Consider the following 11921-nt stretch of genomic DNA (forward strand, 5'->3'; position numbering starts at 1 on the left):
TCGCGCGACGATTAGCCAACCGCCGGAGATTGTCGTTGCGGCAGCTCAAATTACGGAGCTAGACGCTCGCCTCGATCGCTTGCGCGATGACCTGAAGATGGCGGCGCATGGCGTCTTCGCTCCGGGCATGGTTCCGACCGGCCATCGCTTCGACGACGGCCGCGTGCTGGTCGCAGTGAAGGCCGGTGAATTCCGACGCCCCGATCCGGCGATAGGTCCGGTCCCATTGCTGCTGCCAGGCCGCGCGACGGCGCGCGCCCGCGAGATAGTCGAGCAGGCCGAGCAGGATCGGATTGCGGGCGATCTCCGCGACCGCGCGATGGAAGGCAGCGTCGTGCCGTTCGCATTCGGCGCGCGAGCGGGCGCGCCGTCCCTCAGCCACGATATGCCTCAGGCGATCGAGATCAGCCGGCGTCGCCACCCGCGCCGCCTCGGCCGCGATCGGCGGCTCGATGATCAGGCGCGCCTGCATGAGCTGCAAAGGCGATGTCGCCTGCAGCAGCACCGCCTCCCGGATCGGGTGGCCGTCCGGTCGGGGCCCAACGAAAGTCCCCTGCCCGACATGGCGCCAGATCGCCCCTTCGCTTTCGAGCGTGAACAGCGCCTGCCGCAGCGTCTGGCGCGAACATCCCAGCGCAGCCGACAGTGCGCGCTCGTCGGGCAACTGCCGGCCGGGTGTCATGTCCCGCGCTTCGAGCATCGCCCGGAGACGCGCGAGGATCGCGGCCTTGTTCTGTCTTGGCATGGGGTGATCGGTCCGCCGCTGTCGAACAGACCAATTTGCAGACCTTTCCGATTTCGGCAATCCAGCCGCGGTCCGAAGGAGATCTCATGGAATCGAACATCGTTCTGGTCGTCGCCGGCCTGGCTGCCGGAGCGCTGAACGCCGTCGCCGGCGGCGGCACGTTCCTGTCCTTCCCCGCCCTGGTCTGGATCGGCGTGCCGCCGATCATGGCGAACGCCACGGCGACCCTGGCCGCACTTCCCGGCTATGTTGGCGGCGCCTGGGGCTTCCGGAAGGATATCCGAGCGAGCGGGCCGATCAGCCTCGGCTGGACGATCGCGATGGCCGCTCTCGGCGGATTGCTGGGGGCGTTGCTTCTGCTGGTCACACCGAAGGAGACCTTCTCGACGCTGGTGCCCTGGCTGCTGCTTGCCGCGACCTCGATCTTCGCCGCCGGCCCTGCCCTGGTGCGCCGCGTGCTGCGCAATGGCGGTGGCCTGCCGAAGTTGCCGGCCCTGCTGCTGCTATTGGCCGTCTCGATCTATGGCGGCTATTTCAACGGCGGCCTCGGCATCATGCTGCTCGCGGCCTTCGGTTTCGTCGGCCTCACCAACCTGCATGAGATGAACGGGCTGAAGAGCCTGATGTCGGCGATCCTCTCGGCGGTCTCCGTCGCGACCTATTCCGTCGCAGGGCTGATCGACTGGCGCTCGGCGCTTGTGCTTGGCGTGTCCTGCGCACTTGGCGGCTTCGTCGGAGCCCATCTGGCGCGGCGTATCTCCAATATGCTGGCGCTGCGCATCTTTATCACGCTGATCGGGCTCGGGATGGCAGCCGCCTTCTTCATGGCCTGAGCGCCGAATCCAGCACCCGCACGACATGCAAAGCCTCGCGCTGCGCGCCGTCATGGATCTGGTGGCGGCAGCTCGTGCCATCGGCAACGACGAGATCGCTCGGGCCGGCCTTGCGCACGGCCGGCAGCAGCGAAAGCTCGCCCATCGCCAGCGAGACGTCGATCGTCGCCGCGCCATAGCCGAAGGCGCCGGACATGCCGCAGCAGCTCGACTCGATCGGCTTGACCTCCAGGCCCGGCACCGCCCGCAGCGTCTTCTCGACTGCCCCCATCGCGTCGAACGCCTTCTGATGGCAGTGCCCGTGCAGATGCGCGACGCGCCCGCCCTGATCCTGCAGCGGCAAGCTGGTCTTGCCAGCCGCCATGTCGGCCGCCAGCAGCTCCTCGATCAGCAGTGCAGCTTTCGCCAGAGGCTCGACCTCGGCCTTCGGAAGCAGCGCCGCGAACTCGTCACGAAAACTCATTAGGCAGGAAGGTTCGAGCCCGACGATCCGCGCCCCCTTCGCGACGAAGGGCGCGAACGCATCGACCGTCCGCCTTGCCTCGGCCCGCGCCTCCGCGATCTGCCCGGCTGAGAGGAAGGTGCGTCCGCAGCACAGCGGCCGGCCTCCGTCCTTCGCGACGACACGGTGCAGGCGGTAGCCGCCCGCCTCCAGCACGCGCTGCGCCGCCTCAAGGTTCTCGCGCTCGAAATAGCGATTGAAGGTATCGCCGAAGAGCACGATGTCACGGCCATCGCCCCGCACGGCCGAGACATCCGATGGCGCAGCCGCCTCCCGCCAGGGCTTGCGCCAGACCGGTAGCGAGCGCCGCGCCGAGAAGCCAAGCCAGCGTTCGCTCAGCTTTGCCAGCGCCGGAATGCGGTCGCGCAAATTCATCAGCGGCGCGAGCTTGGCAGCAAAAGGCGCATAGCGCGGCAGGAAGGCAATCAGGCGCTCCTTCAGCGGCAGGCCATGCTTCGCATGGTAGTGATGCAGGAACTCGACCTTCATCCGGGCCATGTCGACGCCGGTCGGGCAGTCGCGCTTGCAGCCCTTGCAGGAGACGCAGAGATCGAGCGTCTCCTTCATCTCCGGCGAGGTGAAGGCATCGGGGCCGAGCTGCCCGGAGATCGCGAGCCGGAGCGTATTGGCCCGGCCACGCGTCACATGCTGCTCGTCCTGCGTCGCGCGCCAGGACGGACACATCGTCCCGCCGGCCATCTTCCGGCAGGTGCCGTTGTTGTTGCACATCTCGACCGCGCCACCGAAGCCGCCCCAGTCGGACCAGTCGAGCGCGGTCTGCGCGGGGACCGGCGTGGCATAGCCCGGTGCGAAGCGCATCAGGCTGCGATCATCCATGTGGTAGGAGCGGACGACCTTGCCGGGGTTCAACCTGTTGTCGGGATCGAAACCGTCCTTGACCGCCTCGAAGGCGCGGGTCAGCGGCGCGCCGAACATCGGCTCGATGAAATCCGAGCGCGAAATGCCGTCGCCATGCTCGCCCGAGAACGAGCCCTTGAAGCGGCGGACGAGCTCGCTGGCCTCCTCGGCGATGCGGCGCATCGCCTTGACGCCGGCTTCGGTCTTCATGTTCAGGATCGGCCGCACATGCAGGCAGCCGACCGAGGCATGGGCATACCAGGTGCCGCGCGTGCCGTGCTTCTCGAACACCGCCGTCACCGCATCGGTGTAATCCGCGAGATGCTCCAGCGGCACCGCGCAATCCTCGATGAACGAGACCGGTTTCCCGTCGCCCTTCATCGACATCATGATGTTGAGGCAGGCCTCGCGGACATCCCAGACCGGCTTCTGCCGGGCGGGCTCGATCACCTCCACCACTGCATCGGCGAAACCGAAATCGGCCATGCACTGGTCGAGTCGCTTCAGATCGCGCTTGAGATCGGCGAGGTCATCGCCGGCGAACTCGACCAGCAGCAGGCAGTTCGGCTGGCCTTTGGTGATATCGGCAAGCGTGCGCACGAAGAGCGGAATATCGGCGCCGAGTACCAGCACATTGTTGTCGACGAGCTCGACCGCGACCGGGCCGAGCGCGACGATATGCCGGGTCGTCTCCATCGCGGCGCGGAAATTCGGGAAATGGCAGACGCCCATGACGCGATGCTGCGGCAGCGGCGAGAGCTTCAACGTCGCTTCCGTGGTGATCGCGAGCGTGCCTTCCGAGCCGACGAGCAGATGCGACAGGTTCGGCCGCGGCACGATCAGCTCATCGAGATTGTAGCCGCCGACGCGCCGCTGCACCTTGGGAAAGATCGCCTCGATCGCCTCGCGATGCTGCCCGGCCAGCGCCAGCATCCCCATCATCAGGTCGCGGGCGCGCGGCGAGGCATTGTCCCTGATGGCGCCCTCGCCCAGCGCGAAGGGCTCGCCATCATGGAACATCGCCTTCAGCGCGACGACATTGTCGACCATCTTGCCGTAGCGCAGCGAGCGTGCCCCGGACGAGTTGTTGCCGGCCATGCCGCCGATCGTGCAACGGCTCGCCGTCGAAGGCTCGACCGGGAAGAACAGCCCCTCCTTCCTCAGCCGCGTGTTCAGCGCCTCCAGCACGAGGCCAGGCGCAACCGAGACGGTGCGCGCCTGCGGGTCATAATCGCGGATCCCGTTGAAATGCCGGCTCAGGTCGAGCACCAGCCCGTCGCCGATCGGCTGGCCGTTCTGCGAGGTGCCGCCGCCGCGTGCGATCACCGGCACGCCATGCTCGGCCGCGATCGTCAGCGCCGCAGCGATATCAGCCTCGCTCTTCGGGAAGGCCACGCCCTGCGGCAGGATCTGGTAGATCGAGGCATCGGTGGCGTAGCGGCCGCGCGTGAAGGCATCGAAGCGAACCTCGCCTTCCAACGCCCCGGCAAGCCGGCGCTCGAAGCCGAGATTGCGGCTATGCGATCGGGACAGTGCCGTCTGGTTCATTCCGCAGCCTCGGCCGTTTCGGGGGGACGCGCCCAAGCAGAGCCGCGATCAGGGCGCACACCGCCCCAAGAAGAGCAGGAACAGAGCCAGCTCGACAAGGGTCCCCGCGTGACCATTCACGCATGGCACCCCGGCACGGCCGGGGAGGATTCCGGGGTTTGATCTTCAAAAAAGCGAAGGCAAGATGAAGCCGGCGACGGCGCATCGCTTGCCGCAGGCCGAATGCCGAACGAGGACAACAGCATCATGCAGGGCCGTCATTTCCTCCACATTCCCGGCCCGAGTCCGATCCCGGACCGCATCCTGCGCGCGATCGCGATGCCGATCATCGACCACCGCAGCGCCGAATTCGCCGCGCTGGGCAGGCACGTCCTGGAAGGCAGCAAGGCGATCTTCAAGACGAAGCAGCCGGTCGTGATCTATCCCTCCTCGGGCACCGGTGCCTGGGAGGCGGCGATCGTCAACACGCTCTCCCCCGGCGATACCGTGCTGATGGCCGAGACTGGCCATTTCGCCACGCTCTGGAAGCAGATTGCCACGCGCTTCGGCATCGAAGTCGAGTTCATCCCCGGCGACTGGCGCCATGGCGCCGACCCGGCCGCGATCGAAGCGAAGCTCGCCGAGGACAAGGGGCGCAAGATCAAGGCCGTCATGGTCGTCCATAACGAGACCTCGACCGGCGCGACCAGCCGCATCCCCGAGATCCGCAAGGCGATCGATGCCGCCGGCCATCCGACCCTGTTCATGGTCGACACCATCTCCTCGCTCGCCTCGGTCGACTACCGCCACGACGAATGGCAGGTCGACGTCACCGTCTCCGGCTCGCAGAAGGGCCTGATGCTGCCGCCCGGCCTCGGCTTCAACGCCATCTCGGAGAAAGCACTCGCGGCGTCGAAGACCAACGCACTACCGCGCTCCTATTGGGACTGGCAGGAGATGGTGAAGATCAACGCCAACGGCTTCTTCCCCTATACGCCCGCGACGAACCTGCTCTACGGGCTCAAGGAAGCGCTCGCGATGCTGCAAGAGGAAGGGCTCGACCACGTCTTCGCCCGGCACAACCGTCTTGCCACGGCCTGCCGCGCCGCGGTCAAGGCGTGGGGGCTCGAGGTGCTCTGCCAGAACCCGGCCGAGCAATCACCGGTCCTCACCGCCGTTCTGATGCCGCCGAGCCATGATGCCGACCGCTTCCGCAAGATCGCGCTGGAGAGATACAACATCTCGCTCGGCTCGGGCCTCGGCAAGGTCGCCGGCAAGGTCTTCCGCATCGGCCATCTCGGCGAATGCAACGAGCTCAGCCTGCTCGGCGCGCTCTCCGGGGTCGAGCTCGGCCTGTCGGCGGCCGGCGTGCCGCATCGCAGCGGCGGCGTCGCCGCCGCGATGGCGAGCTTCGAAGTGCAGGATCACGCCAACGAGAAGGCGGCCGCCGCCGGCGCCTGAGCTGTTCCAGCCGAGGCCCGGCGGCTCCGATCAGGCTTACGGCCCGACGAGCTGCCCGCCATCGACGACGATGCTCTGGCCGGTGACCCAGCTCGCCTTGGCCGAGGCGAGGAAGAGCACGACCTCGGCGACCTCCTCAGGCCTCCCCATCCGCCCGAAAGCGATGGACGCCAGCGTCGCGTTGTAGAGCTCGGGATTGGAGGTCTTGCGGTTCTCCCAGGAGCCGCCGGGGAACTCGATCGAGCCCGGCGCGACGCAGTTCACCCGGATGCCCTTGCGCGCCAGCATCTTCGCCTGGCTGCCCGTGTAATGCATCACCGCCGCCTTGATCGCGCCGTAGGGCGCCGAGCGCGAGGACGCCCGCAACGCCGAGATCGACGAGATGTTGACGATCGACGACCCCGGCTGGAGATGCGGAATGGCCGCATGGCTGCCGCGCACCACGGCCATCATGTCGACGCTGAGCGAGGCGGCCCAGCCATCCTCGTCATCGGTCTGGCCAAAGCCGGAAGCGTTGTTGACGAGGATATCGAGCCCGCCCAGTGCCTTCACGGCCTCCGGCACATAGGTTGCGATCTGGTCGGCATCGGCAAGATCGACACTGGCCGCATGCGCCGTGACGCCCAGCGCCTCGATCTCCTTGCGCGTGGCCTCGAGCGGCCCCGCGCCTCGTGCGCAGATCGAGACCGCCGCCCCGCCCGCGGCGAAGCCGAGCGCGATCGAGCGGCCGATGCCACGGCTGCCGCCCATCACAATCACGCGCTTGCCGGTGAATTCCTTGGCCATGCGGGCCTCCCCTTCCTGATTGATTCCCGGTCCTTATTGCCGGTGGGAAGGGCCGAGCTTCAAGGCGGGCGGCACGCATGCCGCCCCTGCGATTTCAGGAGGAACTTAGAATCTAGCGATCGCGCGCGACGCGGAATCCGTTGGTGTAGAAGCGCACATCGGCCTCGTATTTGAAACGCGCGGCCGAGCGCAGATAGCGCGGATCGTTGTTGAAGGAGCCGCCGCGCAGCACGCGCTCGCGGCAGCCTCCAACGGTATAGGCGCTACCGTCGCGGGGCGCGCTGCGATAATTCTCGCTCCAGCAATCGGCGACCCATTCGGCGGCATTGCCGGCCATGTCGTAGAGCCCGAAGGCATTGGCCGGGAACTGGCCGGCCGCGACAGCGCTGCCGCGCTCCTGGTCGTTGCAGCCGAGGCAGTTGGCCCGCTCCTTCACCAGGGTCTGGCCCCAGGGATAGGTCGTCACCGTGCCGGCGCGCGCCGCGTATTCCCACTCACTCTCGGTCGGCAGGCGATAGGGCTTGCCGCTACGCGCCGAAAGCCAGACGAGATAGGCGTTGGCATCGTTCCAGTGGATGTCGGTGACCGGCCGCTTGCCGCGGCCGAGCCCGCGATCGTCAGGCCGGTAATTGCAGCCGCCCTGATCGATGCAGAGATCCCATTCCTCGAAGGTCACCTCGCGCACGCCCAGATAGAAGCCGCGGACGCTCACCGGATGCACCGGCTTCTCGAACTCGTAGAGATCGTTCGAGCCCATCTGGAAGCTGCCGGCGGGGATCGCGACCTGCTCGGGGCAGCCCGCGCAATCCCGCTGCGGCACACCGGCGGCCGGCTGGGACGCTGCCGGCGGCGTCGCGACCGCGACAGCAGTGGGGGCAGGCGCGGCCGGGCTGGCGCGGTACTCCTGCTCGCGCGTGCGGGCGAGCGAGGCGAAACGCCCATTCGGATAAGCGTCGAGATAGGCCCGGTACTCCGCGGCATTGCGGCTGTTGCGGATCGATTCCCAGAAGGCGAGATCATAGGCGGCGTCCTGAGTCACGCCCGGCGTCTGGGGTGGCGGAATGACGGCGCGGCTGCCCTGCGCCACGGCGACCGGCCGGACGACGGGTGTGACGACGAGCCCTTTCAATGGCTCCGCCGAGAGCCAGACCTGCTGGCTGCGCCGGCTCTCGCGCGCGACCGTGTCCCGCACCTGCTTCAGCGCCTGCTCCATTTCCAGCCCCGGCGTCCGGATCGCCTTCAGCCAGGCATCGACGGCGCGGTCGGGGCCATTTGGCAGAGCCTTGCCCGGCGCCGACGGGAACAGCACGGCGATGCCTTCCATCGGTTCGAGCGGGAGCAGCCCCCTCGCCTTGCCCTGCCAGGGATTGTCGCGCCCGGCATTGAGGAACAGCAAGGCGCCAGCCGGCCGAGCGACGATCAGCGGATCGATAATCTCGTCGAGATCGACAGCCCCCTCTGTGCCGTTCTGCGTCGACAGCAGGAAATTGCGGTTTCGCTGCTGGATGGCGTGGCCGCTAAAGAACACCACGACCTGCGCGCCGCGCCTGAGCTTGCTCGCGAAGCCGGCGATCGCCTGTCGCATCGCGTTGCGGTCGGCATTCTCAACGGCGACGACATCGAAGCCCCCGGCGCTCAGGGCTTCGGCGACAGCGCGCCCCTGCTGGGCGGCGCCACCGATCGGCGCCTCCGGGTAGGCCTCGTTGGCGATGACGAGGGCGACACGCGCAGCGTCCCCCGGCTGCTGGGCGAAGCCGGAAGCAGCCAGCATCGGCAGCAGGAGAGCGGCAAACAGGACGCGCAACCAGATCATCGACAGACACACCCCTCGCGACTAGCGGACATTGACCGTGATCTTCGGCGACATCACAGGCGGATTGTGCGGGATATGCATGTGGTCGCCGAGCAGCAATTGCAGCGTATGCCGGCCCTTGGGCAGCGTCACCACCACCTCGGTCTGACCGTTGCCGAGATGAATGTTGTTGTAGTCGGATGGAATCGGCTGGTCCGGCGGGCCGGGATCGGTATCGATCAGCAGGTGGTGATGCCCGGTCCGCGCATGGTTGATGCCGGCCGGCGCGACGCCCATGCCGCGCAGGCCGATGCGCACGGTGAAGCGCTCAGGCACGCTCAGGCCATCGATCGGATAGTGGAAATAGACCTGCGCTCCAGCTGGCGCCGGCTGGCGCGTCGGCGCCTGCGCCGCAGCCTCCGGGGCGGTGCCCTGCCAGGCCATCAGAGCGAAAAGACCGGCTGCTGCGATGCGGGCTTGCGACATCACCGGCGCCTCCTCGCATGCGGACCGCCCGGCGCCACGATCACCGTGATGCGCTCCGAAATCACCGGCGGATCATGTGGCACATGGTTCTCGTCGGCGAGCAGGAGTTGCAGCGTGTGTCGCCCATTCGGAAGCGTCAGCTTGTATTCGGTCTGGCCGCCGCCGAGATGGATATGGTTGAGATCGGCCGGGATCGGCTCGCCGAAAGAGGGCGGCTCGGTATCGACCAGCAGATGGTGATGCCCGGTATTCGGCTTGGCGACGCCAGCCGGCGCCACGCCCATGTTGCGCAGGCCGAAACGGATCGTCGAGGTCGGATAGATCCGGTCGCCGTCCCGAGGATAGACGAAATAGACGGCGGCATCGTTGGGCGACGCCGTGCGGGCACGGCCGGCGGCGTGGGTGTGCGCCGGCGGGGGGGCTGCGACCGAGGCTTGTGCATCGGCGACGACGCGGACCCGGATGCGCGGCGAGACCACAGGCGGATCGTGCGGCACATGCTCGTGATCGCCCAGCAGCAATTGCAGCGTGTGCTCGCCTGGCGGCAGCGAGAGCTCGACCTCGGTCTGCCCGCGCCCGAAATGCAGGTGGTTGAAGTCGCTGGGAATCTCGCGGTCGAGCGCCGGCAGCTCGGTATCGACGAGGAGATGGTGGTGGCCGCCATTCGCGCTGGTCGTCCCGGCCGGCGTCACGGTGATGCCCTCCGTGCCGAAGCGGATCTTGGCGCGGCTCGGGATGGTGGCGCCATCTTGCAGGTCGATGAAGAAGACGCGCGCGCCGGGCGCCGCGGCGGAACGCGGCTTCTCGGCCGCCGTCGCCGGAACCTCGACCGTGATGCGCTCCGACACGATCGGCGGATCATGCGGCACATGATTGTGGTCGGCGAAGAGCAGTTGCAGCGTGTGCCTGCCCGGTGTCAGCGCAATTTCGGCCTCGGTCTGGCCGCCGCCGAAATGGATATGGTTGAAGTCGCTGGGGATCGGCTGGTCGAGCGGCGGCAATTCGGTATCGATCAGCAGGTGGTGATGCCCGGCATTGCGTGCCGCTTGGCCGGCGGGAAGGACCTCCATGCCGGAGATCGCGAAACGCACCGTGAGCTTGGCGGGGACCTGCGCCTTGTCGGCGAGCCCGACGAAGGAAAGACGGGCGGTTGCCGGGGCCGGGCTGCGCTGCCGGGCGCGCTCCTGTGCCGAGGCCTCGGCGAATGGGATCGCCACGGCAAGAACCGCCAGCAGAAACGCCTGCGTAAGGCGAAGCATCAGCATCTTCCTTCCGCGAGAAGATGAGGCGAAGGCTACCAGCGCCGACTGGCGCCTTCAAGCAGAACGCCATCCCGTTTCGGTGAGGATCATGCATTGTTCTGGAGGTGGCCGGGATCATGCATTAGCATGACGCAGAGGCTGCCGGCAGCCTTTAGGAACGTGAGCCATGACCCTCGTCGCGCGCCTCTGCGGCCTGTTCCTCGTGCTGCTGTCCGGCCTTGCCCTGGCCGAGACACCGCCCGAGCGCCGCGTCGCGCTGGTCATCGGCAATTCCAGCTACCGCAACGCCCCGGTCCTGCCGAACACGGTGAACGACGCCCGTGACATGGTCGTCGCCCTGCGCAAGGTCGGCTTCGAAGTGGTCGACGGCATCGATCTCGACAAGCGCGGCATGGATGCGGCGCTGACGCGCTTCGCCCGGATCGCGCAGGATGCGGACGCTGCGATGTTCTATTTCGCCGGCCACGGCTTCCAGTTCAACGGCGAGAATTATCTCGTTCCGGTCGAGGCGAAGATCGAGGACGAGGTCGGCGTCCAGTACGAGACGACGCGGCTCAACGATGTCGTCACCGCCCTGAACTACGCGAAGGGCGTCAAGATCATGGTGCTCGACGCCTGCCGCAACAACCCCTTCGTCGGCCTGCTCGCCAAGCGGCAGGCGACGCGCGGCTTCTCGGTCGGCTCCGGCCTCGCCCCGGTCCAGCGCGCGCAGGGCATGGTCATCGCCTATGCCACGCAGGCGAATGACGTCGCCGCCGACGGTGCGGGCCGCAACAGCCCCTTCACCGCCGCTCTGGTGCGCGAGATCGACCAGCCCGGACTGGAAGTCGCGACGCTGTTCCGCCGCGTGCAGAAGAGCGTCTACGACACGACCGCCGGCCGGCAGACGCCGGAACTCTCGCTGTCCCTGCTCGGCGATTTCTACCTCAACCGCGAGGAGACGGATGCCGATGTCTGGCGCCGCATCCGCGCCAGCGACGACGCCCTGGCGCTGCAGGCCTTCATCCAGCGCTATCCCCAGAGCTTCTTCGTCATTGACGCCCGCACGCGGCTCGACCTGCTCGAACGCCGCTCCTCCGTCTCGAGCGAGCGCGACAGGCTCGTGCGCGAATTCGCCGAGCGCGAGCGCGCCCTGCTCCAGCGCCTCGAACGGGCGGAACAGGGGCGGAAGCAGGCGGCCGACGATCTCGCCCGCAAGGATACCGGCAATGCGGTGGGCGTCCCGCCGCCCGCGCCGGCTCCAGGCTCCGCGCCTGTCGCGATCGCTCCCGCCCCACCCCCGCCGCGCGCCCAGGACAAGGCGGAACGGGCGCGCCTCGCCGACGAGCTCGCCCGCCGGGAATCCGAACTCGCAGCGATCGAAACGGAAAAGCAGCGCCTCGCCGACGAGCGCCGGACGGTCGAGCAGGCGCTGGCGGCCCGGCTCGGCGCCCCGGGGGCGCTATCGCCCAATCGATCGACGCAGCCCATCGCACTGCCAGGCGCAGCCCCCCGTCCGGTGGAAGTGGCTCCCGGAGCAGCGTCGAGAGGACGGACCTCCGGCGAATGTGCCGAACTCCTGATGCGGGCGCAGCTCGGCGAGCTGACGCCCGCGGGACGCGAGCAATTGCGGCAGTGCCGCTGATGCAGGGTGGTCGTGGCGGCAAGCCCGGCCGAAGCTGGAAAGGTG

At 67.8% G+C, this 11921-nt stretch carries 9 protein-coding genes; 3 read left to right on the plus strand and 6 right to left on the minus strand.

Annotation, left to right across the window (positions count from 1 at the left end):
• Window positions 1-58 precede the first annotated feature (58 nt).
• Entirely contained in the window at window positions 59-745 is a 687-nt protein-coding gene (locus ACODTJ_RS07295) for a FadR/GntR family transcriptional regulator (RefSeq protein ID WP_454654890.1), read from the minus strand.
• A gap of 86 nt (window positions 746-831) precedes the next feature.
• Between ACODTJ_RS07295 and ACODTJ_RS07300 the strand changes: the two genes are divergently transcribed.
• On the plus strand, window positions 832-1578 hold the full coding sequence (locus ACODTJ_RS07300) for a sulfite exporter TauE/SafE family protein (RefSeq protein WP_454654889.1): 747 nt from the start codon (window positions 832-834) through the stop codon (window positions 1576-1578).
• Here the strand turns inward: ACODTJ_RS07300 and ACODTJ_RS07305 are convergent.
• A complete protein-coding gene (locus tag ACODTJ_RS07305; RefSeq protein ID WP_454654887.1) occupies window positions 1568-4486 on the minus strand; it encodes an FAD-binding and (Fe-S)-binding domain-containing protein in 2919 nt (972 codons plus the stop codon). The two genes, ACODTJ_RS07300 and ACODTJ_RS07305, sit on opposite strands and share 11 nt — an antisense overlap.
• A gap of 222 nt (window positions 4487-4708) precedes the next feature.
• Between ACODTJ_RS07305 and ACODTJ_RS07310 the strand changes: the two genes are divergently transcribed.
• Window positions 4709-5926: a pyridoxal-phosphate-dependent aminotransferase family protein gene (locus ACODTJ_RS07310; RefSeq protein ID WP_488848020.1), complete on the plus strand. Its 1218-nt coding sequence runs from the start codon at window positions 4709-4711 to the stop codon at window positions 5924-5926.
• Window positions 5927-5962: 36 nt separating this feature from the next.
• Here the strand turns inward: ACODTJ_RS07310 and ACODTJ_RS07315 are convergent, their stop codons facing one another.
• From ACODTJ_RS07315 to ACODTJ_RS07330, 4 genes are all read right to left on the minus strand, one after another.
• Window positions 5963-6712, minus strand: coding sequence for an SDR family NAD(P)-dependent oxidoreductase (locus tag ACODTJ_RS07315; RefSeq protein ID WP_454654885.1), 750 nt, complete (start codon window positions 6710-6712; stop codon window positions 5963-5965).
• 112 nt (window positions 6713-6824) lie between these two features.
• Window positions 6825-8525, minus strand: a complete 1701-nt coding sequence (locus tag ACODTJ_RS07320; protein WP_488848023.1) for an SUMF1/EgtB/PvdO family nonheme iron enzyme — start codon at window positions 8523-8525, stop codon at window positions 6825-6827.
• A gap of 21 nt (window positions 8526-8546) precedes the next feature.
• Window positions 8547-8990 carry a DUF4399 domain-containing protein gene (locus ACODTJ_RS07325; protein ID WP_454654882.1) on the minus strand — a complete coding sequence of 148 codons (444 nt, stop codon included), beginning with the start codon at window positions 8988-8990 and terminating at the stop codon, window positions 8547-8549.
• Window positions 8990-10249 (minus strand): DUF4399 domain-containing protein, encoded by a 1260-nt coding sequence (locus tag ACODTJ_RS07330; RefSeq protein WP_454654881.1) that lies wholly within the window; start codon window positions 10247-10249, stop codon window positions 8990-8992. The genes ACODTJ_RS07325 and ACODTJ_RS07330 overlap by 1 nt, the downstream gene beginning before the upstream one ends.
• 169 nt (window positions 10250-10418) lie before the next feature.
• Between ACODTJ_RS07330 and ACODTJ_RS07335 the strand changes: the two genes are divergently transcribed.
• Window positions 10419-11876 carry a caspase family protein gene (locus ACODTJ_RS07335; protein WP_454654880.1) on the plus strand — a complete coding sequence of 486 codons (1458 nt, stop codon included), beginning with the start codon at window positions 10419-10421 and terminating at the stop codon, window positions 11874-11876.
• The last annotated feature ends 45 nt before the right edge of the window (window positions 11877-11921 follow it).

The organism is Allobosea sp. FG18 (assembly GCF_057809495.1).